Source organism: Spirosoma daeguense (assembly GCF_054776875.1).
This window is the reverse complement of record NZ_BAAHBF010000006.1, coordinates 169,709-195,475: the sequence shown is the minus strand read 5'-3', so window position 1 is coordinate 195,475 and position 25,767 is coordinate 169,709. Positions and strand designations below refer to the sequence as shown.

The following is a 25,767-nucleotide window of genomic DNA, read 5'->3' as shown; positions in this document are numbered from 1 at the left end:
TCTGTATTTCGCAGCTCAAAAACACGTAGTGAATTTACCCAGTCAATCACCATTACAATACCTTGAAGATCCGTTTCCAGAACGGACAGCGATTCGCCTGTATCTAAAGCGCGATGATTTGCTGCATCCATTCATTTCCGGAAATAAGTGGCGTAAGCTCAAGTACAACCTGCTGGCTGCCCGCGAACAGGGATTTACTACGGTGCTGACATTCGGTGGGGCTTTTTCCAATCATTTGTATGCAACAGCCGCAGCCGGACAGCATTTTGGTTTCCAGACTATTGGCATTGTTAGGGGCGATGAACTGGCAACGCAACCACGTAATGCTACGTTAGCCGCCTGTGAAAATTTCGGTATGCAACTGCATTTTGTGAGCCGGGTGGATTACCAGCGTAAAGAATCGCCCGAATTTTTGGCTTCATCAATGACACAATTTGGTTCGTGCTACGTAGTACCGGAAGGGGGAACCAACGCATTGGCCATACGTGGTACGTCCGAAATTATGCCTGAAATTACGGCGCAACTGGGTGATGAACCTCGCTACGTCTGTTGTCCTGTCGGAACGGGCGGTACGGTGGCTGGATTGGCGCAAACGGCTGAAAAAGAGACAGAAGTGATGGGGTTTATGGCGCTTAAAGTGGCTGATAAGGAGTTTAAACTTCAGCTTTCTGATGCTACGTCAGCAAGCCCGAGCGAATTGGAATCGCGAAAGCTGAAATTTATCTATAATTATCACTTTGGCGGATATGCCAAAACGACACCGGCACTTTTGGATTTTATTCGGTCATTTGAGCAAAAGACCAACATTCAGCTAGAGCAGGTTTATACCGGCAAAATGCTTTATGGAATCTATGATTTGGCCCGTAACGGATATTTTTTGCCCGATTCAATAGTGGTAGCTATCCATACTGGTGGATTACAAGGTAGAAGTTCGCAACTGGATACTTGACAAAATGTGAATTACCTGACATCGTGATTCCGCTACGTTACATCGGAAATTCAATAACTTGCTCGCATGGAAACGATTTTTACCACCGAACGCATACGGCCACTTCTGGCGAAAGTTCGCGAATTTGTTGATTCTGAGTTGATTCCGATGGAGGCAGGTTTCTCGCATCATAATCTGGCCGCAGTCATTCCCATTCTCGACCAAAAACGGAATATGGTAAAAGTCGCAGGTTTGTGGGGATTACACCTGCCTGAAGAACAGGATGGCCACGGCTTGACTTTGTGTGAATTTGGGCAGATTAGCGAAGTGTTAGCCTATGCCCCGTTTTTCGGCCACTACGTATTTGGCTGTCAGGCGCCCGACATTGGCAATACAGAATTGCTACACAAATTTGCTTCTGCCGAGCTAAAAGAGCGATACCTAAAGCCGCTGATGGCAGGGAAAATACGTTCCTGTTTTTCGATGACTGAGCCTGAATTTGCAGGCTCAAACCCGACTCGTATGGCTACAACGGCTGTTCGGGAAGGAGGTGAGTATGTTATTAATGGCCGTAAATGGTTTACTTCTTCGGCCGATGGAGCCGCTTTTGCTGTAGTCATGGCCGTCACTAATCCTGATGCGGCACCTCACCAGCGCGCCAGTATGATTGTGGTCCCGACTGATACGCCCGGCTTTACGATTGAACGTAACATTCCTGTATTTGGCGAAGCTGGCGAAGGCTGGTTCAGTCATTCCGAAGTGCTGTATTCCGATTGTCGTGTGCCCGTTTCGAACCTGATTGGGGGCGAAGGGATGGGATTTCGGCTGGCGCAGGAAAGACTGGGGCCGGGCCGTGTACACCATTGTATGCGCTGGATCGGTAATGCCGAAAAAGCACTGGATTTACTGTGTAAACGAGCCGCCACGCGCGAAATCGAAGATGACGTAATGCTGGGCGAAAAGCAGTTTATTCAGGATTTCATCGCCGAAAGCCGAGCCGAGATAGATGCCAGTCGGCTTTACGTATTAAACACGGCTCACATGATCGATACGGTGGGCGTGAGTAATGTCCGCGAAGCGGTTTCGGCTATTAAGTTTTACGTAGCGAATGCCTTTCTGCGTGTTCTTGATCGGGCCATTCAGGTGCATGGAGCTTTGGGCGTTACCGACGATACGGTATTGTCGGCGATGTACAGGCACGAGCGTGGTGCCCGAATCTGGGATGGTGCCGACGAAGTTCATAAACAGAATCTGGCAATCAGTATTTTAAAAAAATACGGACTGGATATTAAACAGAAAGCAAAAGAGCTTCGGCAGTTAAAAGAAAGGGCAAAATTGATAATGAGTGAAAGAGAGAAAGAGTGAAAGAGTGCCAAAACGCTAGAAATAGTTTTTGTTTTATAAGCTGTCTGCGCTTTTATGAACATTTCAAACAACACCACTACTGTTCGACCCGGCGAAGAACTTGACTTAGTGGCCCTCAATAATTACCTACATGAAAATGCTCCGGCGGTTGGTGAAGTGCTAGCCGTAACGCAATTTCCCGGCGGATTCTCGAACCTGACGTATTGCCTGAAAACCACCGATCAGGAATACGTACTACGTCGCCCCCCGTTCGGAGCCAATATAAAAGGTGGTCATGACATGGGTCGCGAATTTCGGGTGTTGTCATTTCTGAAAGGAAATTATGACCAGATTCCGCAGCCGGTTGTATACTGCGAATCACCGGACGTAGTAGGGGCACCATTCTACGTAATGACGCGCGTTTCGGGAATTATTTTACGGGCTTCGATGGCGTCGAAACTTGCTCTTCCTGAAGCGCGTATGCGCCAACTCTCGGAAGCACTAATCGACAATCTGGTAGCAATTCATGCATTAGATATTACTAAAACCGGCCTGGCTCAGCTCGGTAAACCCGATGGTTATGTACAACGTCAGGTGGAGGGCTGGAAACAACGATATCAGAATGCCGAAACCGATTTGATTCCGGCTATGAATCGTGTAGGGGAGTGGCTACCGCAAAATTATCCTCCCACCCAAAAACCGACATTATTGCATAACGATTACAAGTTCGACAACGTATTATTTGCGCCTGATTTCAGTAACTTCGAACCTAACCCATTGATTACTGGTGTATTGGATTGGGAAATGGCAACCGTTGGCGACCCGCTGATGGATCTGGGTGCTACGTTAGCCTATTGGTCTGAAATTGACGATAGTCCGGCGTATCGAAATTTTAACCTCACCTGGTTGCCCGGAAATCTTAAACGTCAGGAGGTAGTGAAGTGTTATGCCGAACGTAGCGGACGCGATGTGTCGGCTATCCTGTTTTACTACGTGTTCGGGCTCTATAAAAACGCCGTAATTGCGCAACAGATTTACGCTCGCTGGAAACAGGGCCACAGCCAGGATGCTCGATTTGGCTATTTGCTTCCCATGATTATCGAACTCGCCAACAAAGCCGTTAACGCAATAGAGCAGGGTAAAGTATAATGCGGGCTGATTGTCGTACTAACAAAATACGCGACGCTTCATTATACATTTTTCATTGTACATCAATCATTCCCCTGCACGCTGGCTCGGCGAAGTCGGTCGTTCATAGCGAAACCGAGTCCCTGGTTGGGCAACGGTTCGGCGTAGATAATGTTGACGGACAACGTATCTAACGCACGCAGGTAAGCAAACAGGTTTTTAGCCGCTTCATTTAAATTGCCAGTGGGCGAAAGAACGAGCTGATTGTCAGGGTTAATTCCGCCGAATGGTTGACGAAAAACCAATGCGCCAGCCGATACGTTTGGCTGTGGAGTTTCGCCCGGAGACAGCAAGACCAACGGTTTCCGGGGAGCGTAGTGACTGCTCAACATACCGGGTGCTTTCGGGTTTGATGTAGAATGTGTACGTACCGAAACTGGACCGATAACCTGTTCAATCTGATCAAGTGCCATACCTCCGAGCCGAAACACGGTTGCCTTGTCATCTTCAAATCCTACAATGGTCGACTCCAGACCAATACCGGCCGGGCCTCCATCCAGAATATAAGGTATTTGGTTTCCTAACTGATCGGCTACGTGCTGGGCTGTTGTAGGACTGATATAGCCAAACGGATTCGCACTTGGAGCCGCTAGCGGAAAATCGAGCGAACGTAGCAGGGAAAGCGTAAGCGGGTGATTTGGAATCCGAACCGCCACGCGCGAAAGACCAGACGTAACAAGATCTGGAATCAAATCCTGTTTCGGCAGTAATAACGTAAGCGGACCCGGCCAAAACGTTTCAGCCAGTTTTCGGGCCGCTTCGGGAATATACGTAACGTAACGGTCGAGTTTTTCGAGCGAATCGGTATGTATAATGAGGGGGTCGAAGGAGGGTCGATTTTTGACCCGAAAAATAGACAGAACTGCGTCGGGGTTGAGCGCGTTTCCAGCGAGCCCGTAAACTGTTTCTGTTGGAATACCTACTACGTTGCCGGCTTCCAGAAATGTTTTTGCTGTTTGCCAGTCAGTACCGATTTGTGCCATGATTTTGTGGCACAAAGATAACGGTTTATGGGAAAGCAAGGTGAGACAAAGGGCAGTAGAGTAGTGGTTAATTTACCCTTTGCCCCATGCCCTTTGCTACCCCTGCCTATTAATGGTGCGCTCCGCCGGGGCCATGAACGTGCCCATGGGCAAGCTCATCGGGGGTAGCTTCACGAACAGCTATAACTTCTACGTCAAAATGGAGAGTTTGGTCGGCTAATGGGTGGTTTCCATCAACAATAATGAATTCGGGTTCAACACCTACAACCGAGATAACCTGTCCGTCGTTGGCCTGAAATTGCATACCAACTTCAACGTTTTGACCACCAAAAGCTTTACGGGGTACACGCTCTGTCAGGTTTGGATCACGTTTGCCGTAGCCTTTTTCAGGAGCGATTTCAACCTGAAAATGATCGCCGGTTTGGCGGCCTTCCAGACTGTCTTCCATTCCTGGAATCAGATTATGTGCCCCATGTAAATAATACAGTGGGTCGCGGCCCTGGCTGCTGTCTAAAACTGTGCCACTGCCATCGCGAAGTGTATAATGGATGGCAACGACTGCATCTTTTGAAATTATCATAATGGATTGGTTTTGAAGGGTACCTGCCGTAGTTTCTTCTATTACGTACAACAAGTAAAGGGGCAAAGTTGCTTTAATTCCGTCATAATTTGTCGGTCTTGCTCAAATTATACCTCAACGTTGGATTTCATCCATCGCTAAATCATTCCCTATAATTCATAGTGTTCTTATTGGTTTGGGGAAGAAAATGGAGTGAAGTATCGATTTTCTGCTAAATGCAACGAGAGTGTTAATAAATGCGACGAGAGCGTTAGCAAATAGAGAAGCGTATTCGGTATTTGCATGTGCTGTTTTTAGTGACAAAAGATATGGATACCTGCGAATATCGCTATGAAGAGAAACAGACTTGAGGACGAAGAATTGATTGACGCTTTTCGGGGAAATGAATCGACGAACCATTTTGGGGTTCTTTATAATCGCTACGTCAGCAAAGTATACAGGACGTGTTTTTCACTGACGAACAACATGTCGACAGCCGAAGATTATACTCAGGATATTTTCATTAAAGTATATGAGCGACTGGACTCATTTCATAATCGATCTTCCTTTTCTACGTGGTTGTACGCTATCACCCGGAATTATTGTCTTGAGCAAATTCGCATCAGCAAACACCTGATTTTTGAGCCATTAGTATATCCTGTAACTCAAGAAGAGATTCCTGACGATACGGATGAATACGGGACCAACCCGCCCGAATGGCATTTCTATGTGCTGGATACCCTGCTAAAAAAACTATCGGTTGAAGAAGCCACATTACTCCGGCTTCGCTATGAACATGGCTTGTCGATAAAGACGATTAGTGAACAATATCAATTGTCGGAAGGAAATATTAAAGTACGTCTGAATCGCACCCGCGATAAGCTAAAAAGAATGTATGGTACCGTATAGTTATTAAATAGGTAAATAAGAGTAGTAAAAGATGTAATTTGTTTTTAACATCAAAGATAAGTAAATGTAATGTTGCTGTTAATTCAGTAGGACGAACATTTATGAGGCTCAGCTGTGCATGATACGTGGAAGGATATGAGAGACTGGTTGAGTTAAAAACGTAAGACAAAAAAGCTTTACCTCCATTTTTTACCTCAATCAATTTTCAACAATGAAAAAAACTTTATTTTCTGTCTTCCTCTTTACGTTAATTGGCTCAACTGTCTTTGCGCAGGTTGGTGTTGGTACTAACACTCCAGATGCTAGTGCTGAACTTGAGGTTCGTTCTACTTCCAAAGGATTATTAATTCCCCGTGTCAATAGTACTGGCGACGTAGCGAATCCCGCCAAAGGGTTGCTGGTGTATCAGACATCGGGTAGTGAAGGTTTTTACTACAATAGTGGTACACCCGCTTCTCCAGTATGGTTGCCATTACGCACAAATTCGTCAGGGGGGCCTACTGGTGTTGCTGGTGGCGATTTGACAGGAACTTACCCCAATCCGACCATTGCTAATGAGGTAGTTACGAGTACGAAAATAGCGGCAGGGGCTATCAGTTCAAGCAAAATTGTGAATGGAGCGGTGATTACACCACTGTTGGCAGATGAAGCTGTAAGTACGCTTAAAATCGCTAATAACGCCGTTACACCGGCTAAAATAAATTCTTCCGGCGCAACTTCTGGTCAGGTGCTTACCTATGATGGAAGTAATGTGGTTTGGAGTAATCCGCCTAGCAGTGGCGGAACAATAATTCCATATGCATCAGGTCTTCCTATAACTATTGCTACGCTGCCTGGAGGGTCAGTTGGAACGGTTGCCTCATTAGGTTTTGGAAGCTCTGTCTCAGCGCTTGTACCCATAGGTGGCAACATCGTTTTAAGTATTCAGGCAAATAGTGCATTTTCGATACCGCGTAATGGTACCATTACTTCCCTCTCTGCCTACTTTAGTGCATCTCTCCTGACGCTCGTCTCCTCTGGTAGTGCTACGGTTACGGCTCAGCTCTATCAATCCACTACACCCAACAATACTTTTTCTCCTATTCCTGGAGCAACAGTAGTATTTCCTCCATTTACGAGTACTATATCAATTGGTACAACTAGGAATGGAATTACAAATGGGCTGAATATACCAGTAACAGCAGGAACTCGAGTAATGCTTGTGTATTCAGTAACGGCTTCTGGAATTACGTTGCCCATTACAGTAGTCGGACATGCCAGCGCAGGTGTAAGTATCAATTAATTGATGTTGGGATGCGTGTAGGCACGCACGCTGGTTTGCTACGTATCAGAACTTAGCTGCTACGTATACCACCTGCCTAGCATGCCGAATTCCAAGTTTCTTAGACCAATCTTTATGAAATATAGTCTATTTATTATCAGCCTATTGACATTGCTGACTTCACGAAGTACGGCACAGTTTGTCAATCAGGGCGTATTTTCGGTTAGTCCCGGCTCTCTGGTATCGACACCCGCATCGTTTACCAATACGGGTACGGTAACCAATAGCGGCATCATGTCGCTTGGAGCAAACGTTACGAACAATGGTACGTTCGATGCTACGCAGGGTGAACTAAAACTGGTAGGTGGAGCTATGCAAACGCTTGATGGCTCAACGGGTATTACATCGCGAACACTCACGTTACAAAACTCGGCGGCAGGAGAGTCAATTGTGCTGAACGTACCATTGACGGTTAACCAGTTGGTGAATTTTGCCGATGGTATTCTGAAAACCAATACAACAAATCAGTTGATACTGGGCGATAATGCACTGGCAGTAGGTGCAGGAGATGCGTCGCACGTAGTTGGCCCCGTTCAGAAAATTGGTGACGATAATTTTACATTTCCGCTCGGTAATGGTACTACGTACCGACCAGCGTCAATTGCTCCGCAAGGAACGGCTTCTGATGCGTATACAGCGCAGTATGTGGAGTCGGCTCCTGCCAATTCGATCAGTTTGGCATCCTGCTTATCCGCTATTTCTGGTAACGAATATTGGCAGATTGATCGCACGGCAGGAAGTGGTGTGGCTACAGTTGGTTTAGCGTATCAGAACGTAGCAACCAGCCCAGCTATAGCCAATTCGCCATTACTGCGTGTTGCCCGGTATAACGGCAGTTTATGGGAACCTATTTCCTGTTCGGCTAATGGTGGAACAGCTTCTGGTCTAGTGTTGACAAATGGTAGTACGGCCAATTTCGGTGCGTTTACGCTAGGAGTTCAGGCATTAGCGCCCACTATTTCCGGTCTTGCAGCTAGTTCGGCCACAACGTGTGTGGGAAGCCCCGTTACGTTTACTGCAACTATCGGTAATGTAACAGGTGCATATAATTTTACCTTGACAAACGGCAGTAGTACCACAACGGGTAACAGTGGTACTACGTCCTTCGGTCAGAGTTTAGTCGCTTCCGGCTCAGGCCCACAGACGTTTACATTAACAGTGGAAGCTGGTGGTCAGCAGGCAACGTTTACTACGTCTGTAACGGTCAATGCACTACCTGTTGCTACGTTGTTGGCTAATTTTGGCGGTACGCTTACCTGTGCGCAAACTTCCCTGACGCTGACAGCATCGGGAGGTGATACATATACCTTTAACGGCCCTGGAGTTATAAGTCAGAATGCTACGTCGGGGACGGCAATCGTAAATGCGAGTGGTATTTATTCCGTTACTGTGTCATCGTCTGGCTGCATCAGTACTACTAACATTACAATTGGTCAGAATACTACGCTCGCTACTGTAAGCATTACCCCCTCGAGCGCTACGTTAACCTGTTCAACTACTTCGGCGAGTTTGAGTGCGGTGGGAAGTAGTGGTACGTATCTGTGGAGTACTAATGAAACAACGCAGAGCATCAGCACTACGGCAGCGGGTACCTATTCGGTTACGTTGACCGGCACTAATGGCTGTACGGCTACGGCTCAGGCACAGGTCTTTCAGAACAATACGGCTCCTTCGGTAAGTGTGTCTCCTTCAAGTGCTACGTTATCTTGCTCCACCCCAACCACTACATTAACGGCTACTGCAGGAGTGGCATATTTATGGGACACAGGAGCGACCTCTCAGACAATTAGTGTTGGCTCATTAGGTACATACTCGGTAACGGTGACGGCTGGCAATGGCTGTACGGCTACGGCTCAGGCACAGGTCTTTCAGGACAATACGGCTCCTTCGGTAAGTGTATCGCCTTCGAGTGCTACGTTGTCTTGCACGAACTCGACAGTGAGCTTAAGTGCGGTGGGTAGTGGTACGTATTTGTGGAGTACGGGCGCGATCTCTCAAACGGTCAACGTTAGCTCGTCGGGTACGTATTCGGTAACGATAACGTCTGGTAACGGCTGTACGGCGACGGCATCTGCCCAGATTGTTCAGGACAATACGGCTCCCTCTATAAGTGTATCACCTTTGAGTGCTACGTTGTCTTGCTCCACCCCAACTACTACGTTAACAGCTACTGCAGGAGTGGCATATTTGTGGAGTAATGGGGCAACATCTCAGACAATTAGTGTTGGTTCAACGGGCACGTATTCAGTAACGGTGACGGCTGGCAATGGGTGCACAGCTACGGCGCAGGCACAGATCTTCCAGAATAACACGGCCGCAAGCGTCAGCATTACGCCGTCAAGTGCTACGTTGACTTGTTCGACCACTTCGGTAAGTTTGAGCGCGGTAGGCAGTAGCGGTACGTATCTGTGGAACACTGGTGCAACCACGCAGAGCATCAGTGCTACGTTGGCGGGTGCTTATTCGGTAACGCTGACGGCCAACAACGGCTGTACAGCTATAGCGCAGGCGCAGATCTTGCTCGATAACTCGGTGCCATCGGTGAACATCTCGGCTACTCCGTCGCTGACCATCTCCAGTGGACAAAGTACTACCCTAACTGCCACAGGTGCTACGTCCTATACATGGTCAACAGGTGAAGTTGCCAATTTCATTGTCGTCAGTATAGGCGGACCTTTTTCTGTGACGGGAATTTCTGCCGGAGGTTGCCGGGCTACTGCATCGGTCGTCGTTAGTCTGACCACTGGCCCAGCCGGGCCATTTGCCATTACAGCAGTTACTACTAACAGCTGTCAGCAGATCGCAGCAAACCGTTACGTCATAAGCTTTACTCCACAGTATAGTGGTGTAAACGGGCAGCCGATCAGCTTTTCGGTTGTTAATGAGTTGTTTCCGACTACGGCACCCGGCCCCTATACCTTACAGCTTTATACTGATAATTCGGTGATTGTGTTCAAAGCACAACAGGGTGGTACGTTGGGTGAAGCCAGCTTTACCTACAATTGGTTAGCCGCCTGTAGTAACCCCGTACCAAACACACCCCCACGAGTGAATCAACCCCTGACCGACCAGACGGCTCGGGTGGGTGAAGGTTTTGGGTATACTATACCACAGACTACGTTCACCGACAATGAATCACCTCAAAGTCTGGTTATATCGGTGGTTGGGTTGCCTGCTGGACTCAGTTTTAATCCGCCTGCTCAGATTGGTGGTGTACCCATTGTGAGTGGTGTAAGTAGTGTGACTGTTACGGCTACCGATCCGCAAGGACTTAGCGTAAGTACTAGTTTCAGACTGACAGTCGTGGAATCTTCGGCAACAAACACACCACCGACGCTGGTTAATCCGGTAGCCGCTCAGGTTGCTACACAGGGACAACCGTTTGGGCTGGATTTGAGCAATACATTTACAGATGCTCAGACCCCTAATGCCCTGACTTTAACCGTAAATGGGCTGCCTTCAGGTATTCAACTGGTTGGTAGTCAGTTATCGGGAACGCCTTCAATGACCGGAACCTCTACGGTTACTTTAATAGCGACTGATCCGGGTGGTTTGAATACGAGTACCCAGTTCAGTCTGGTGGTTCAGCCGATCTCCCAAACGGCCAGTACACCTTTTGCTATTACGGGTGTGAGTCCGATTACCTGCAACCAGATTTCTGCCAACCGCTATGCCATCAGCTTCCAACCTCGCTATGCAGGATTGAATGGACAGGTGGTTAGTTTCTGGGTCGTTAATGAACTAGTGCCCACTACGGCAGCGGGGCCTTATAGCCTGCAACTCTACAACGACAATCCGGTAATTGTGCTGAAAGCCCGCCAGGAAGGCAGCGCAGGCGAAGCTACATTTAGCTACAACTGGCTGGCTGTATGCGGCAATCCGGTTCCTAATACTCCTCCACGGGTGAATCAACCGCTTACCGACCAGACGGCTCGAGTGGGCGAAGCTTTTGGGTATACTATTCCGCAACTAACTTTCACCGATAACGAATCGTCCCAGAGTCTGGTGTTGTCGGTAATTGGATTGCCTGCGGGATTAAACTTCAGTCCGCCTGCTCAGATTGGCGGTGTACCCAGTGTGAGTGGCGTAAGTAGTGTGACTGTTATTGCCACTGACCCCGGTGGGCTGATTGTGAGTACACAGTTTAGTTTGACAGTATTGCCAGCAGGTGCGCCGAGTGGTTTTGCCATTACGGGCGTACAAACATTGAGCTGTGTGAGCATAAGTGGAGGACGTCGTTCACTTACATTCACCCCACAGTATAGTGGATTAAACGGTGGTCCGGTTAGTTTTTCGATTGTCAACGAGCTATTGCCGACTACGGCATCCGGTCCTTATACGTTAGCGTTATACCCCGACAACCCGGTGCTGCGGTTACGGGCACAGCAGGGCGGTTCGCAGGCTGGTTACGACTACAACTGGCTGGCTGCCTGTAATGCACCTTCCCGACAGGGAGTGGCCGAAACGGGAACTGGTTTACAGGTGAAGGTGCTGGGAAATCCAGTCGAAGGCTCTACCGTTGCCATTGAAGTTCGTGGTGTTACTGGATTGCCTGTAGGAGTCAAACTGATGAGCATTCAGGGTGTATTGAGTGCACAACAGTCTATTGAATCGGCTGGCTTCATCGAATATATTCAATTGTCAATGCCTTCAGATAGTGGTGTTTACTTCTTACAGGTGAAAGCTGCCGATCAGATTAAGGTGTTGAAAGTTATTCGGCGGTAAACGGAACGTAGTAAAACATGAAGTGGACGCTTCAGAGAATGGAGCGTCCACTTCATGGGTAATTGCATGCATGTCGAACTTATCTATCATAGATGGATAAATTCGACATTGTTGTTTTTAAGTGATACTCGCCCATTAGTAAGTGCGTTTCTTGAAGCACCTTGTGGTTTATATCCACCAAAACTTATGCGATAAAAGCTCTGGAGTTTTGCTGAAAAGATCCCGGCATTCAGTACCCGAATTAATTTTTGAAAAAAGTTTTAGTCGTTTGTCCAATTCTGAAAAGTCGATTGTCAATAGGTTTTAAAATCGTAAAACTCAGAAAAATGGAACAACGACTAAACGTCCAGGAGAAAGGACAAAATGCGCTCAAAACTCTTTTTGGTATTGGTAATTATCTAAAAAAATCACCGATTGAGGAATCGCTTCGCGAACTGATCAACTTCCGCGTATCGCAGATAAATAAATGCGCCTATTGTCTGGATATGCATTACAAAGACGCTCGTGCTAAAGGCGAAACAGAACAACGGCTCTATGGGCTGAGCGCCTGGCGTGAATCGCCCTACTATACCGAGCGCGAGCGTGCGGCCTTGGCATGGGCTGAAGCGGTTACTGACTGCCATATACCCGACGAAATCTATACCGAAGCTAAAAGTCAGTTTTCGGACGAAGAATTGATTGATCTGACATTGGCTGTTACGACCATCAATACCTGGAATCGCCTGAACCATGCTTTCGCCAATACACCCGGAAGCTATCGGGTAGGCCAGTTTGGTTAAACCAGTGTTAAAAATGGTACAAGCTAAACGTTCGACCTCGTCAATTGGCAGGAAGGTCGCTATGGGTTTGTCGGGTGTGTTCCTGATATCGTTTTTGATGCTGCACGTTAGCCTGAATATGACATCGGTCATCAGTAAGGACATGTTCAATTCGGTCTCGCATTTTATGGGCTATAATCCAGTTGTGCAGTATTTACTACAGCCAATACTGGCTTTCGGCCTGGTTTTTCACTTTATCGCAGGCATTTTGCTTGAGCTAAAGAACAGACAGGCAAGACCAATTGGCTACGTAGTAAATAACGGCGCGGCAAACTCGTCCTGGCCTTCCCGAAATATGATTGTTTCGGGGCTGGTTATTCTGGCTTATTTCGGTCTACACTGGTACGATTTCTGGTTCAGTGAACTCAACTACAAATTCGTTGAACGAAACGTACCTGACGCTACGCGGTATTACGACGAGCTTGTTCATAAGTTCCAAAATCCGATACGAACTGCTATGTATTGTGTAGCTTTTGTCTTGCTGGGATTTCATTTGTGGCATGGCGTTATTTCGTCCATGCAATCCGTTGGTTTTCGTAATCAGTACTCCAGAGCCTTGGGCAAGCTGGGTCGGGTATTTGCGGTGGCAGTGCCCGCTGGGTTTATTCTGATTGCCCTCGTTCATTATTTTGGTCATTAATGACGGGGTAGTTTCTTATTAATCAATTAGTTAAATAAATTATTGCGCTGGACAATGGCCACGAAAAGAATATGAAAATTGTAATCATCGGCGGGAGCGGACTCATTGGCAGTAAACTCGTATCTAAACTTCGCCAGCTCGAACACAACGTAGTAGCGGCATCACCGGCTACGGGCATCAATACCATTACTGGCGAAGGATTGGCAGAGGCACTTGCCGGAGCCGAAGTAGTTGTCGACGTAGCCAACTCGCCTTCATTTGCTGACGTAGCCGCTATGGAATTTTTCGAAACGTCGGGACGTAATCTGCTGGCTGCTGAAGCCGTGGCAGGGGTGAAACACCATATCGCGCTATCGGTTGTGGGTACAGATCGACTTCTGGGCAGCGGTTATTTCCGGGCGAAGCAAGCACAGGAGAATTTGATTAAAGCATCTCCAATTCCCTACACCATTGTGCATTCGACGCAGTTTTTCGAATTCGTGGGTGGCATTGCTCAGGCCGGTACGCAGGGGCAAACTGTTCATATATCACCAGCTCTCATTCAGCCAATTTCGTCGGATGACGTAGTAGCGGCTATTGTGGACGTAGTACTTGGCACACCGTTAAATGGCATTATTGAAGTAGCAGGTCCCGAAGAATTTCATCTGAATGAACTGGTTGGTCAATTCCTGAACGCGACGAACGATAGTCGGGAGGTCGTTACGGATGTACACGCTTCCTATTTTGGAGTTGAGTTGAATGACCAATCGTTAACTCCCGGTCCGAATCCGCGCATCGGTGCCCTTCGCTACGCAGACTGGCTGCCCCAATCACTAGCGGCTAAATAAGTTATTCTGAACGGATTAATTACTAAATTCCAAACGCCAAAAACAAAACCATGAACGAATTCTTATTAGTAATCCATCGGGATATGACCAGTAAAGACGCCAGCCCATCGCCCGAACAAATGCAAGCGTCCATTAAACCGTTTCAGGATTGGATTGGTGGCATTGCAGCCCAAAACAAGCTGGTTAATCCGCCCAAACGCTGGGATGCAGACGGGCGGGTAATTCGGCAGAATAATACCGTAACAAACGGCCCCTATGCCGAAATTAAGGAGTCGGTTGGCGGTTTATTTTTGATACGTGCTGCCGATTATGACGAAGCGGTTGAGATTGCTAAGGGCTGCCCAATTTTGCAGTGGGGTGCCGTAGTGGAAGTACGTATGGCTATGCCTTCGCCTTCGGTATAATAATCAATAACCCCAACGGCTGATGCAGGTTGCAGAAGCCGTTGGGCCAGCGTATGAAAGAAAGCGAACTGCTGCCGAATCTATTCAGAACAGAGTACCGAAAACTTGTATCGGTGCTCTGTTATCTATTTGGTATTGAGCATATTGAAATAGCCGAGGATATTGTGAGCGATACGTTCCTCTCGGCCACTGAACTTTGGAGTCTGGACCGAGTTCCGGAAAATCCGACGGGCTGGTTATATACAGTAGCGAAAAATAAAACGAAAAATTATTTAAAACGGAATTCGCTATTCGAACAAAAGCTTTCGGTCGATATTCGTTACGCTACGCCCAAAGGTGAAGAAATTGAGATTGACCTGTCTACTAAAAACATTGCAGATAGCCAACTGGCGATGATTTTTACAGTTTGTAATCCGGTAATTTCTCCCGAATCGCAGATCACTCTGGCGCTCAATTTACTCTGTGGATTCGGCGTTCAGGAAATTTCCGATGCTTTTCTGACCAATAAAGAAGTCATTTACAAACGCGTAAATCGGGCAAAATCGAGCCTGAAAGAAGCTCGGATAAAAATTGAACAACCCACTCTACGAGAGATAAACAGTCGATTAGAAACCGTTCTGACAACGTTATACCTGCTGTTTTCGGAGGGCTATTTCTCAACGGCGCAGACTATTCCGCTACGTAAAGATCTCTGTGCCGAAGCCATGCGTCTGACATATTTACTGATCGAAAACGAAACAACTAATAAACCGGCGGTCAATGCGTTGTTTGCCCTGATGAGTTTTCATGCATCTCGTTTTGATGCCCGAACTGACGAACGGGGAGAAATCATTTTGTATCAGGATCAGGACGTAACACGCTGGAATCAGGAGTTGATTGCGCAGGGAACGTATTATTTAAACAAGGCATCGAAAGGGGAGAAGCTGACCAAATTTCATCTCGAAGCCGGAATCGCCTTTTGGCACACCCAAAAAGAAGATACGCCCGAAAAATGGGAAAATATCCTGCAGCTATACAACCAGTTGCTTATCCTCAACTATTCGCCACTGGCCGCATTGAACCGTACGTTTGCACTGGCAAAAGCGAACGGGAAGGAAGAAGCTATTCGAGAGGCTGAGAAGATGAAACTTATTGATAATCAATATTATTATTCGCTGCTGGGTTATCTGTATACCGATTTAGATACCGAAAAAGCTATTGGACACTTTAAGACGGCATTAACGCTTACAAACTCGGCGGCTGTTAAAACGACCCTCACCAAAAATATCGACCGATTGACGAAACCTGTCAACGTAGCGTAAGCGTATTGAGACGTATTGGAAAAACGTTGCTTCTGATTGGGCGTAACGTAGCAAAGCCAATCAGGAATAGCCGTATTTTTGCTCAAAACAAAACCATTTATGTCTTATTGCCACGCCATCGAATCGATGCCGGCCGAACGCAAAGCTTTACATAAAGCGTATCACGACCATCTTTACGGCTTTCCTATTCACGACGATAACGAACTTTTCTGCCGACTCGTACTCGAAATTAATCAGGCTGGGCTTAGCTGGGAAACCATTCTGAAAAAGGAAGCAACGTTCCGAAAAGCCTACGATAATTTTGATCTAAAAACGGTGGCGGCTTATACCGAAGCTGATCGTGACCGGCTCATGGCTGATCCTGGTATTATCCGGAATCGCTTGAAAATTAATGCCGCTATCGAAAATGCGAAAACCATTTTGCGGATTCAGGATGAACATGGGTCATTTGAAAAATGGCTGGAACTTCATCATCCCAAAACGAAAGAAGAATGGGTAAAACTCTTCAAAAAAACGTTTCGGTTTACGGGTGGAGAAATTGTGAATGAGTTTCTGATGAGTATCGGGTTTCTGCCCGGTGCGCATACCGAAACCTGCCCGATTTATACAAACGTACTGAACGAAAAACCGCGCTGGCAACAGGTTAGTTGAACTGGCGCGAATAAACTAAATGACAATAGGGAGGTTTCTGAGTTGATGTTTCAGGTTGTGCAAGACAAAACTAACTTGGAACCCGGAATCAGAAATCAGCCACAACAGCTTTATGTCGAAACGTCGACGCTATCATTCGGCCGAGAAAACCCTCGGTACATCGCCCGGTACGCTTACCTACGTAGGGGAAGAAATTGAACACGCCACTAAAATCAAACGTATCGATTTCAATACGGCTGATTATCAGATCGATGATAGTAGTAAGCTTAGTGGCTGTCGATTGCCCGTTGCCGATACACGCTACGTTAGCTGGCTCGATGTTGATGGTATTCACGAGCCTAACGTAGTGGCCGCGCTGGGTAAACAGTACCATTTGCACCCGTTGCTGCTGGAAGACGTACTGAACGTAGAGCAGAAACCCAAAATCGATATTTACGACGATGCTCCCCCGAAAACAGATAATGGTATCGCGTACCATCCGGCTGGTCCTGTGGTTTTTGTGACCATGAAAATGCTGCACCACAGCGCCCGGCGGCAGGAAATCGATAGCGAGCATATCAGTTTTGTGTTGGGAAAAAACTTTCTGATTTCGTTTCAGGAGGAACGTACCAAAGATATTTTCGAACCTGTCATCGACCGGATTAAGGCATCTTCGGGCAAAACCCGACGTAACGGAGCCGACTATCTTTTATACGCGCTGATGGACGTATTGGTCGACCATTATTTCCTGATTACGGAACGTATCGGCGAAAAAATGGATGAGCTGGAAGAAGAAATTGTTCAGGAACGGGTTACTCAGCAGGCACTCGCTACGTTGTATGCGCTGAAGCGGGAACTGGCCATGATCCGTCGAACGGTTTATCCGGTACGTGACATTATCAGTACATTGCTTCGGGAAGAATCAGAATTGATTCAGCCGGGAACGATGCCTTATTTGCGCGATCTGGCCGACCATGTGAATCAGGTTATTGAATCCCTCGAATCGTATCGAGAATTAATTGCGGGTCTGATGGACGTGTATTATTCCATTGTCAACAACCGAATGAATTCGGTGATGAAAACGCTGACCATTATTTCGTCAATATTTATTCCGCTGACGTTCATTGCCGGAATTTATGGTATGAATTTCAATTATATGCCCGAACTCCGCGAACCTTATGGCTACTTTGGCGTGCTGATTGTCATGGCGTTAATTGCCGTTGGTGAAATTATTTATTTCAAACGGCGTGGCTGGATGTGAACGATACGTTCGGTTTGGATGTAGCTGTACTACGTATGATAGTGAACGATAACCAACAGATCAACCAGTTGTGGTTTACCGATTCGCGGCAGGTAACCGGCTCAACAGCCAACTTAGCCGACGGGATATTTTTTGCCATCAAAGGCGATCACCACGACGGCCATGCCTTTATTGCCGACCTATACAGCAAAGGAATTCGCCAGTTTGTGATTGAACGAGCCGCTTTAACACCCGAACGGCGTGCCGAGTTGCTCAACTATACCGATGCTACGTTTATTGAGGTAGATAGTAGTCTGCAACTGCTTCAGAAACTGGCCGCCGAACATCGAAGTCAGTTTCGGATTCCGGTTATTGGCATTACGGGCAGCAACGGAAAAACCATTGTGAAGGAATGGCTGGCGCAATTGCTCGATGGAAGCGATGCCACGGGTTCGTTTGTGGTGGCTAAAAGCCCGAAGAGTTATAATTCGCAATTAGGAGTACCCTTGTCGGTGCATGAACTGAACGAAAGCCATACGCTGGGTATTTTTGAAGCCGGAATTTCGCGGACACACGAGATGACAGCACTGGAAGAAATCATTCGCCCAACCATCGGTATTTTCACCAATATCGGCACCGCACACGATGAGGGCTTCCGAACCCGAAAGCAGAAAATTGCTGAAAAACTACGCTTGTTTATTCATGCTAAAACGCTGATTTACTGTGCCGATTACAGTGATATTGACGAAGAAGTGAATTTGCTTCTGAAAGCTGTAAACCCTGAAATGGAGCTTGTTACTTGGTCGTTGACGGGCAAAGAAGCCGTTTATCAGGCCAGTTGGGAAAAGCAGCAACTCCATTTGTCGGGCAGCAACGTAGCAACCATGCAACTGACGCTTCCGTTTCAGGACCCGGCATCAGTCGAAAATCTGATGCATTGTATCGTAACCATGCTGACGCTACGTAGTTGGGATGCGGCTACTATTCAGTCGCGGCTGAATAAATTACGCCCGGTGTCGATGCGGCTGGAGCAGAAAGAAGGCATCAATAATTGTGAACTGATTGACGATTCATACAACAACGACGTAGCTGGATTGCAACTCGCGCTTGGTTTTCTGAACCAGCAAAGCACCCGTAGTCGACGGACGGTTATTTTGTCGGATGTGCTTCAGTCTGGCCAACCCGAAGCCGAATTATATGAGCAGGTTGGCGGATTGATTAAGTCGAATAACGTTGAACAGTTCATCGGTATCGGACCGGTATTAAGCCGAAATGCAGCCTATTTTAATCCAGACAGCCTTTTTTACCCGACTACTGAAGCATTTTTAGCAAGCTTTCCACTAAGTACGTTTCGAGATAGCTCTGTGCTGATAAAAGGTGCACGGCCCTTTTCGTTCGAGCGGATTGTACATCGACTGGAGCGAAAAGTACATGGTACTATTCTCGAAATAAATCTGGATGCGCTGACGTATAACCTGAACTACTACCGCGAAAAAGTGGGCAGCGATACGAAGCTGATGGTGATGGTAAAAGCGTTTGCTTACGGAAGCGGTAGTGCTGAGGTAGCCCAATTGCTGCAATTTCACCGGGTTGATTACCTCGCTGTTGCCTATGCCGACGAGGGTGTAGCACTTCGGCAAAACGGCGTTCATTTGCCGATTATGGTAATGAATCCGGCTCCGGAAACCTTTGCTACGTTGCTCGAATATCGGCTCGAACCCGAAATTTACAGTATGCGGCTGTTGCGTGAGTGGGCCGCTTTTGTCGTCAGAAGCGGTGAGCAGAATGTCGAGAACGGCATGGATGCTTCTGCAACACGTGCCATACATCTCAAAATCGACACCGGTATGCACCGGCTGGGGTTTCTGGAAAGTGAGCTATTAGACGTAGCAGCTTATCTGAACGAACGGCCAGATTTGCGGGTAGCAACCGTTTTTAGCCATTTGGTAGGTGCCGATGATGCAAAATTCAATTCGTTCTCGCAGCAACAATACGAAACATTCAAACGTAGCACATACACGCTGGAAACGGCTTTAGGTTATCGACCAACTCGCCATTTACTCAATTCGGCGGGCATTGTCCGGTTTTCGAATTACAAATTCGATATGGTTCGGTTAGGTATTGGCCTCTATGGCGTTGAAGCGAGCGGTATTGATAGAGGGGCTCTGCAACCCGTAGGTACGCTACGTTCGGTAATTAGCCAGATCAAAACAATACCAGCAGGCGAATCGGTTGGTTACAGTCGGCGGGGTGTTCTAGAGCATGATGCACGTATTGCAACCATTGCTATTGGGTACGCCGACGGTTTCGACCGACGGTTGGGTAATGGCGTAGGAGAGGTTTGGGTGAACGGTACACGCTGCCCAACGGTAGGAAACGTATGTATGGATATGACGATGGTCGATGTAACGCAAGCCTCTGCAAACGAGGGCGACGACGTAGTGATTTTCGGCGATACGTTGCCTATTGCCGAACTGGCCGAGCGTATAGGTACGATTCCTTACGAAATTCTCACAGGTGTTAGTGAGCGGGTAAAACGGGTCTTTTTTAAGAACTGAGTGACTTGGTTGTCTCAGACAGCAAGAAGCTATTTGAGACAACCAAGTCACTCAGGTTAACTATCGACTTAATTTTTCTTCGCTTTAACGGCTTCGATGTTCTTTTTGCGGCTCTCCAGTTCAGTTAGCGCATTGGTTTGATCAGTTTTATTAGTTTCTATATCTTTCTGCAATTGCTCGAGTTCTTTGGCGTTCTCTTCCAGGCGCTTTTGGAGCTTTTCTTTTTCTTTTGCATTCTGTTCAATAGCGCGCTGAAGCTGCTCACCCCGGCGAACCGTCTTTTGATGATTTTTCTGAGCTTCGTCAAAACTTCCTTCGGCCGTGCGCACTTCACTGCCGTATAACGTATTATCGGCAAAGTTTTTCAACAGACTTTCAGCGGCCGAATAGCCTGTGCTACCGGGAGTTATAAAATTACCATTACCCAGATCGAACGATGCAAAAATAGTGGCCGATGTTCGTGATGATTTTACGGTGCTGGCCAGATTGATTGGTTCCGACGAAATGGCAGAAATGTCGGCATTGGTAACGCGGTACGTTCCTCGCGAAGAAATCATCGTACCGTATTTTTTTAGTTCGGTTTCCCAATCTTTTTCAATCTGCTTGCCGTCGCCCTGGATCGTCAGGTAAAGGCCCGATAATTTGGCTTTATCAATCGTACTTTCTCCCGCATAAACTGTCTGGGCATGAGAATGATACGTTACTAGAATGAAAAATAGTAAGATCAACGGACGCAATGGGGTGTTCATGGATTTTTCAGGTTTGTGAATAACAAGTTAATGGGTTGTTTGACGACAAGTAAACAAAAAAGTATTGACTGAGAATCGAGTTTTCTTTTTTCAGTCCAGGCTTCTACTCAGAGCTTCGCACTTTTTGGGTAATCAATAATCGTTTATCGCCATTCATGAGCGTGGTGGCGAAAATATAAACAGAGCCTCCCTCGCGCAAATTCAACTGTTTCCGTAATACGGCTACTGTCTGCGGAAAGTTGCGAACAGTAAGGTTTGCCTGTAGAGTTGGTAGCTGTGCTTTTAATGCTTTAGCATCGGGTTTTACTACGTCCGTCAGTTCAAACACCCGACCCGGAAAGTCGGGCTGCAACGTATCACTCGTATACAAATGGCTATTCGGAGAAAGCTTCGTCAGGCCAAACCGTGTACCCACCAGCCGAAAGGCTCCTGCTTTCAGAACGGCAGCATTTGGCTCATAAACGTAACGTAGCGGATTGCCTAACGTAACGGGTGCATTCTGTTCTTCGTGGCGAAAATAAGTTAGTGAAACGGTACGTGTAGGGAACAGATTGACCGCGTTAATCTGTACGTTTTCGTGTGGAATTAGCTCATTACTAATGGTAAAGAGGATTTCTTTTACCTCACCCTGAACTGAGACAATATGCACCGAATCGACGTACTTCAATTGCCGGATGGCCGTATCAATGTCAAGTAATGGGGATACTTTTACTAAAATCTGTCGGGCTTTGCTACGTAGCAGGTCCACAAAACCGGGTTGCAATAGATTGGGCTCACAATCGTCTAGCCGGACAACCTTGCCACCCTGTTCGTTACGTCGATGTGGGTCAAGATAAAGCCAGTCGGCGGGTTGTGGTAAAAAGTTCGGATCATTCAGCATCAACAGACCATCGCCTTGCCAGACATGTATGTTATCCGCATCTAGTAAAGGAAAATTATGAGCGGCCAGTTCGGCCAGTTCGGGCTGGCGTTCTACGTAGTCAACCCGTTCAGTACGCTGGGAAAATGCCCAGGCATCGACACCCATACCACCTGTTATATCTACCAGTGTTTTGCCGTTAATGAGCGATGCTTTGTAGTGCGCAGTCAGTTCTGACGAAGCCTGTTCAACTGATAACGTAGGAGGGAATACTAATTTGTCATTAGCATACCAAAATGGAAGTTTTTCGCAGGCTTTCTGGCGGGCCGAAATCTGTGAAGCTATTTTTTTAATATCTAGATTATCAGTACGTTGACTACGTAATACAAGTGCCTGAACGTCGGTACGTAGGTTCGCCTGAATAAATGCCTGCTCGTTGGAAGAAAGGTAATTCAATATTCGAAAATTAATAATTAATCTTATTTTAATTTATTTCTACTTTTGTAGGAATCTGTCTCACGATTGCATAACCGTTCGATGAATGTTAAGCTACTGAACAGCTTTGAAATTATCAACTAAATCACCTTCTGATTAACACTACGGTTCATGGAACGAGTTAGCCCTATTCGAACATTAAGCAATTATAAATCGGCGTATTTCCGCCAAGACCTGCCTGCGGGCCTGTCGGTTTTTCTGGTAGCATTGCCACTTTGTCTGGGTATTGCTCTGGCGTCGGGCGCACCCCTATTTTCGGGGCTGGTAGCCGGAATGATTGGTGGAATCATCATCGGTACGTTATCGGGTTCAGAGGTCAGTGTTAGTGGTCCGGCAGCCGGTCTGGCTGTAATCGTGGCCGATTCCATTGCAAAATTAGGCGCTTATGAGGCATTTCTGGTAGCAGTTATTCTGGCGGGAGTAATACAATTTGTGTTAGGGATTATAAAAGCTGGGCGTTTCAGCAGCTTTTTTCCTGACAGTGTTATCAAAGGAATGCTGGTTGCCATTGGTATCGTAATCATTTTGAAGCAGATACCGCACGCGCTAGGTCGGGATAATGACTATGAAGGCGAATTTGAATTCCAGCAATTGGCCGATGGCGAAAATACGATCTCAGAAATTTACCGGGCTATTGAAACGGCTAGTCCCGGTGCGGTGATTATTAGTGTGATTTCGCTCGCATTTCTCATTATGTGGGATAAAACGGTTGGACAGAGCCGGAAAACAATGCTGAAAAATTTTCCGGCTCCGCTGGTTGTAGTTTGTGGTGGTGTGGCGCTGAATGAGTTCTTTAAGGTGGCTGTTCCCGAATGGTATCTGGGCGATACAGCGCATCAGCACATGGTGCAGATTCCGACCATTGCACCCGGTAAAAGCCTGTTTTCGATCTTCGATTTTCCTGATTTCAATGCATTAAGTAACCCACAGGTTTACGGTGTTGCCGGTACAATTGCGATTGTTGCCAGTTTGGAAACGTTGTTGAATCTCGAAGCTTCTGATCGACTTGATTCTCAAAAACGGGTTTCATCGACCAATCAGGAATTGATTGCGCAGGGTATTGGTAATACGTTGTCGGGGCTGATTGGAGGTTTGCCTGTTACGTCGGTGGTGGTACGTACATCGGCTAACGTATATGGGGGAGCGCGCACGCGGATGTCGGCAATTCTGCACGGTATTTTTCTGCTAATTGCCGTGTTTTTGGGCGGCCCACTGCTAAACCTGATTCCATTATCCTGTCTGGCTGCCGTGCTGATTATGGTAGGCTACAAACTGGCGAAACCTACTATTTTCAAAAAGACGTATCAGGACGGCTGGAGCCAGTTTATTCCATTTATCGTAACAGTTATCGGAATTATCTTCACCGATCTGCTAATTGGTATCGCATTAGGGGCTGTTGTCGGGATCATTTTTGTGCTTTATACCAATGTCCAGTCTAGCTTCCATATCGTTCGCGACGGGCATAAAGTGCTTATCGAATTTGAAAAGGACGTTTATTTTCTGAGTAAGCCCCAATTGAAAGAAGCACTGGGGTCGTTACACGCTGGCGACGACGTAGTGATCAATGGGCGCGATGCACAATTTATCGATCACGATATTTATAACATGCTACAGGATTTTCGCGAAACCGCTCACGTGCAGGGAATCCGCTACGAATTACAGAACGTAGTGCTAAGTCATAAAAAGAGTAAAAGACGGGAGGCCGTTGCTGGATAGGCAAATACCCGAACAAATTATGAGTAAGTTTTGGTCGTATTTAGTTTACGAATAAAGGCACTTTGGGTAATTAGCGAAGTCCAGTACGTTTATGCGGCAATACAATATCAATTTGTTACGGGGAATTTGCGGAATAATTCTTTCGCTTTTGGGTACGATAAGCTTTAGTCAAACTGCTCAGAATAAGACGAATACCGACCGAATTGAGTACTGGCTGACAGACCCAGCTCGGTCGATTCTGTTTCAGAAACAGGGCTCGCTGTCTTTTACGAAAGGCGCTTCTGCTACAAAGACAATTCATATCGACGTAGCGAAAACGTATCAGACTATCGACGGATTTGGCTATACGCTTACGGGTGGGAGTGCTATGCTTATTCATAAGATGGATGCAAAGGCACGTACTGCTCTGCTGAATGAATTGTTTTCGACAGAAGGTAAAGGTATTGGCGTTAGTTACCTGCGCCTGAGCATCGGAGCTTCCGATCTGGACGAGCGTGTGTTTTCGTATGATGACTTACCAGCGGGTGAAACTGATCCGACATTAGCCAAGTTTAGTCTGGCTCCCGATCAGGAACACCTGATTCCGGTTCTGAAAGAAATTCTGGCTATAAATCCGGCTATAAAATTGATGGGTTCACCCTGGTCGCCACCTGCCTGGATGAAAAGCAATAATAACTCGAAGGGTGGAAGTTTAAAATCAACGTATTATGATGCCTATGCCCGCTATTTCGTGAAATATATTCAGGGAATGGCGAAGGAAGGAATACGTATTGATGCGGTTACGATTCAGAACGAGCCGTTGCATCCGGGCAATAATCCTAGCTTATTGATGCTTCCGGCCGAACAGGCATTGTTCATTAAAAAGAGTCTTGGCCCAGCGTTTAAAAAGGCGGGGATTAAATCGAAAATTATTATTTACGATCACAACGCCGACCGGACCGATTACCCGATTTCGGTGCTTAACGATGCCGAAGCCCGGAAGTATATTGATGGTTCGGCGTTTCATTTATATGCCGGGCCAGTGAGTGCGCTTTCGGAAGTTCACAAAGCATATCCTGATAAAAACCTGTATTTCACCGAGCAATGGATTGGCGCTCCGGGTAATATGAAAGGTGACGTAGCATGGCATGTACGCGAACTTATTATCGGTGCCACCCGCAACTGGAGCCGAACGGTGTTGCAGTGGAATCTGGCGGCAGACCCGGATCAAAAACCACATACCGATGGCGGTTGCACCGAATGTCTGGGAGCCCTGACCATCAAAGGAAATACCATAAAACGAAATCCGGCTTATTATAACGTAGCGGTTGCAGCAAAGTTTGTTCGGCCCGGTTCAGTGCGTATCGAGTCAGATACGCCTGATTCATTGCCAAACGTAGCGTTTAAAACTCCCGACGGACGGTACGTATTGATTGTGCTCAACGATAGCCCTGCTACACAAAAATTTAGCATTGATGCGCAAAACAGGCAGGCCACCATGTCTTTAGCTGCTGGTGCCGTGGGCACGTATGTATGGTGAAAAAAGAAAGCCAGACAACCGAAGTTACCTGGCTTTGGGTTTCGCTCTCAATAG

The 25,767-nt window shown here is 46.9% G+C and carries 20 protein-coding genes; 16 read left to right on the top strand and 4 right to left on the bottom strand.

Annotated features, from left to right (window positions below; translation table 11 throughout):
- The first annotated feature begins 28 nt into the window (after positions 1–28).
- The 3 genes from ACYVD4_RS20145 (at position 29) to ACYVD4_RS20135 (ending at position 3,421) form a co-directional block, all read left to right on the top strand.
- Positions 29–949: a 1-aminocyclopropane-1-carboxylate deaminase/D-cysteine desulfhydrase gene (locus ACYVD4_RS20145; RefSeq protein ID WP_460948780.1), complete on the top strand. Its 921-nt coding sequence runs from the start codon at positions 29–31 to the stop codon at positions 947–949.
- A gap of 66 nt (positions 950–1,015) precedes the next feature.
- Complete coding sequence (locus ACYVD4_RS20140; RefSeq protein ID WP_460948778.1) at positions 1,016–2,293, top strand: acyl-CoA dehydrogenase family protein; 1,278 nt, start codon at positions 1,016–1,018, stop codon at positions 2,291–2,293.
- A gap of 54 nt (positions 2,294–2,347) precedes the next feature.
- Positions 2,348–3,421 (top strand): phosphotransferase family protein, encoded by a 1,074-nt coding sequence (locus ACYVD4_RS20135; RefSeq protein ID WP_460948776.1) that lies wholly within the window; start codon positions 2,348–2,350, stop codon positions 3,419–3,421.
- A gap of 62 nt (positions 3,422–3,483) precedes the next feature.
- Here the strand turns inward: ACYVD4_RS20135 and ACYVD4_RS20130 are convergent, their stop codons facing one another.
- The gene (locus tag ACYVD4_RS20130; protein ID WP_460948774.1) at positions 3,484–4,443 is read right to left on the bottom strand and encodes an L-threonylcarbamoyladenylate synthase; all 960 of its coding nucleotides are present in this window, start codon (positions 4,441–4,443) and stop codon (positions 3,484–3,486) included.
- Between the two features lie 109 nt (positions 4,444–4,552).
- On the bottom strand, positions 4,553–5,023 hold the full coding sequence (locus tag ACYVD4_RS20125) for an FKBP-type peptidyl-prolyl cis-trans isomerase (protein ID WP_460948773.1): 471 nt from the start codon (positions 5,021–5,023) through the stop codon (positions 4,553–4,555).
- Positions 5,024–5,353: 330 nt separating this feature from the next.
- Here ACYVD4_RS20125 and ACYVD4_RS20120 point away from each other — a divergent pair, with 330 nt between their 5' ends.
- The 11 genes from ACYVD4_RS20120 to ACYVD4_RS20070 all read left to right on the top strand — a co-directional run bounded on the left by ACYVD4_RS20120 (position 5,354) and on the right by ACYVD4_RS20070 (position 20,375).
- Complete coding sequence (locus ACYVD4_RS20120) at positions 5,354–5,911, top strand: RNA polymerase sigma factor (protein WP_460948772.1); 558 nt, start codon at positions 5,354–5,356, stop codon at positions 5,909–5,911.
- Between the two features lie 211 nt (positions 5,912–6,122).
- Positions 6,123–7,193, top strand: a complete 1,071-nt coding sequence (locus tag ACYVD4_RS20115) for an exosporium glycoprotein BclB-related protein (RefSeq protein WP_460948771.1) — start codon at positions 6,123–6,125, stop codon at positions 7,191–7,193.
- Between the two features lie 114 nt (positions 7,194–7,307).
- Positions 7,308–11,957 carry a putative Ig domain-containing protein gene (locus ACYVD4_RS20110; protein ID WP_460948769.1) on the top strand — a complete coding sequence of 1,550 codons (4,650 nt, stop codon included), beginning with the start codon at positions 7,308–7,310 and terminating at the stop codon, positions 11,955–11,957.
- Positions 11,958–12,283: 326 nt separating this feature from the next.
- The gene (locus ACYVD4_RS20105) at positions 12,284–12,736 is read left to right on the top strand and encodes a carboxymuconolactone decarboxylase family protein (RefSeq protein WP_460948768.1); all 453 of its coding nucleotides are present in this window, start codon (positions 12,284–12,286) and stop codon (positions 12,734–12,736) included.
- A 13-nt stretch (positions 12,737–12,749) separates the two neighbouring features.
- On the top strand, positions 12,750–13,415 hold the full coding sequence (locus ACYVD4_RS20100; RefSeq protein ID WP_460948766.1) for a succinate dehydrogenase cytochrome b subunit: 666 nt from the start codon (positions 12,750–12,752) through the stop codon (positions 13,413–13,415).
- A gap of 71 nt (positions 13,416–13,486) precedes the next feature.
- A complete protein-coding gene (locus tag ACYVD4_RS20095; RefSeq protein WP_460948765.1) occupies positions 13,487–14,242 on the top strand; it encodes an SDR family oxidoreductase in 756 nt (251 codons plus the stop codon).
- Positions 14,243–14,292: 50 nt separating this feature from the next.
- A complete protein-coding gene (locus ACYVD4_RS20090) occupies positions 14,293–14,646 on the top strand; it encodes a YciI family protein (RefSeq protein ID WP_460948763.1) in 354 nt (117 codons plus the stop codon).
- 53 nt (positions 14,647–14,699) lie between these two features.
- Positions 14,700–15,947 (top strand): RNA polymerase sigma factor, encoded by a 1,248-nt coding sequence (locus ACYVD4_RS20085; protein WP_460948761.1) that lies wholly within the window; start codon positions 14,700–14,702, stop codon positions 15,945–15,947.
- A 99-nt stretch (positions 15,948–16,046) separates the two neighbouring features.
- Positions 16,047–16,598: a DNA-3-methyladenine glycosylase I gene (locus ACYVD4_RS20080; RefSeq protein WP_460948759.1), complete on the top strand. Its 552-nt coding sequence runs from the start codon at positions 16,047–16,049 to the stop codon at positions 16,596–16,598.
- A gap of 112 nt (positions 16,599–16,710) precedes the next feature.
- Positions 16,711–17,838, top strand: a complete 1,128-nt coding sequence (corA, locus tag ACYVD4_RS20075) for a magnesium/cobalt transporter CorA (protein WP_460948758.1) — start codon at positions 16,711–16,713, stop codon at positions 17,836–17,838.
- Positions 17,839–17,873: 35 nt separating this feature from the next.
- Positions 17,874–20,375, top strand: a complete 2,502-nt coding sequence (locus ACYVD4_RS20070; RefSeq protein WP_460949311.1) for a bifunctional UDP-N-acetylmuramoyl-tripeptide:D-alanyl-D-alanine ligase/alanine racemase — start codon at positions 17,874–17,876, stop codon at positions 20,373–20,375.
- Positions 20,376–20,443: 68 nt separating this feature from the next.
- Here ACYVD4_RS20070 and ACYVD4_RS20065 read toward each other — a convergent pair whose 3' ends face one another.
- Positions 20,444–21,124, bottom strand: a complete 681-nt coding sequence (locus ACYVD4_RS20065; protein WP_460948756.1) for a hypothetical protein — start codon at positions 21,122–21,124, stop codon at positions 20,444–20,446.
- Between the two features lie 103 nt (positions 21,125–21,227).
- Positions 21,228–22,439, bottom strand: a complete 1,212-nt coding sequence (locus ACYVD4_RS20060) for a THUMP-like domain-containing protein (protein ID WP_460948754.1) — start codon at positions 22,437–22,439, stop codon at positions 21,228–21,230.
- A 150-nt stretch (positions 22,440–22,589) separates the two neighbouring features.
- Between ACYVD4_RS20060 and ACYVD4_RS20055 the strand changes: the two genes are divergently transcribed.
- Both ACYVD4_RS20055 and ACYVD4_RS20050 read left to right on the top strand, forming a co-directional pair.
- Positions 22,590–24,194 carry a SulP family inorganic anion transporter gene (locus ACYVD4_RS20055; RefSeq protein WP_460948752.1) on the top strand — a complete coding sequence of 535 codons (1,605 nt, stop codon included), beginning with the start codon at positions 22,590–22,592 and terminating at the stop codon, positions 24,192–24,194.
- A 91-nt stretch (positions 24,195–24,285) separates the two neighbouring features.
- Complete coding sequence (locus ACYVD4_RS20050) at positions 24,286–25,713, top strand: glycoside hydrolase family 30 protein (protein WP_460948750.1); 1,428 nt, start codon at positions 24,286–24,288, stop codon at positions 25,711–25,713.
- Positions 25,714–25,767 lie beyond the last annotated feature (54 nt).

Excerpts from the sequence above, each read along its gene's own strand:
- ACYVD4_RS20095 (WP_460948765.1), top strand. The coding sequence starts at position 13,487 with ATGAAAATTGTAATCATCGGCGGGAGCGGACTCATTGGCAGTAAACTC.
- ACYVD4_RS20050 (WP_460948750.1), top strand. The coding sequence starts at position 24,286 with ATGCGGCAATACAATATCAATTTGTTACGGGGAATTTGCGGAATAATT.
- ACYVD4_RS20135 (WP_460948776.1), top strand. The coding sequence starts at position 2,348 with ATGAACATTTCAAACAACACCACTACTGTTCGACCCGGCGAAGAACTT.
- ACYVD4_RS20080 (WP_460948759.1), top strand. The coding sequence starts at position 16,047 with ATGTCTTATTGCCACGCCATCGAATCGATGCCGGCCGAACGCAAAGCT.
- ACYVD4_RS20110 (WP_460948769.1), top strand. The coding sequence starts at position 7,308 with ATGAAATATAGTCTATTTATTATCAGCCTATTGACATTGCTGACTTCA.
- ACYVD4_RS20055 (WP_460948752.1), top strand. The coding sequence starts at position 22,590 with ATGGAACGAGTTAGCCCTATTCGAACATTAAGCAATTATAAATCGGCG.
- ACYVD4_RS20085 (WP_460948761.1), top strand. The coding sequence starts at position 14,700 with ATGAAAGAAAGCGAACTGCTGCCGAATCTATTCAGAACAGAGTACCGA.
- ACYVD4_RS20120 (WP_460948772.1), top strand. The coding sequence starts at position 5,354 with ATGAAGAGAAACAGACTTGAGGACGAAGAATTGATTGACGCTTTTCGG.
- ACYVD4_RS20105 (WP_460948768.1), top strand. The coding sequence starts at position 12,284 with ATGGAACAACGACTAAACGTCCAGGAGAAAGGACAAAATGCGCTCAAA.
- ACYVD4_RS20115 (WP_460948771.1), top strand. The coding sequence starts at position 6,123 with ATGAAAAAAACTTTATTTTCTGTCTTCCTCTTTACGTTAATTGGCTCA.
- ACYVD4_RS20070 (WP_460949311.1), top strand. The coding sequence starts at position 17,874 with ATGATAGTGAACGATAACCAACAGATCAACCAGTTGTGGTTTACCGAT.
- ACYVD4_RS20090 (WP_460948763.1), top strand. The coding sequence starts at position 14,293 with ATGAACGAATTCTTATTAGTAATCCATCGGGATATGACCAGTAAAGAC.
- ACYVD4_RS20125 (WP_460948773.1), bottom strand. The coding sequence starts at position 5,023 with ATGATAATTTCAAAAGATGCAGTCGTTGCCATCCATTATACACTTCGC.
- ACYVD4_RS20065 (WP_460948756.1), bottom strand. The coding sequence starts at position 21,124 with ATGAACACCCCATTGCGTCCGTTGATCTTACTATTTTTCATTCTAGTA.
- corA (WP_460948758.1), top strand. The coding sequence starts at position 16,711 with ATGTCGAAACGTCGACGCTATCATTCGGCCGAGAAAACCCTCGGTACA.
- ACYVD4_RS20130 (WP_460948774.1), bottom strand. The coding sequence starts at position 4,443 with ATGGCACAAATCGGTACTGACTGGCAAACAGCAAAAACATTTCTGGAA.
- ACYVD4_RS20100 (WP_460948766.1), top strand. The coding sequence starts at position 12,750 with ATGGTACAAGCTAAACGTTCGACCTCGTCAATTGGCAGGAAGGTCGCT.
- ACYVD4_RS20140 (WP_460948778.1), top strand. The coding sequence starts at position 1,016 with ATGGAAACGATTTTTACCACCGAACGCATACGGCCACTTCTGGCGAAA.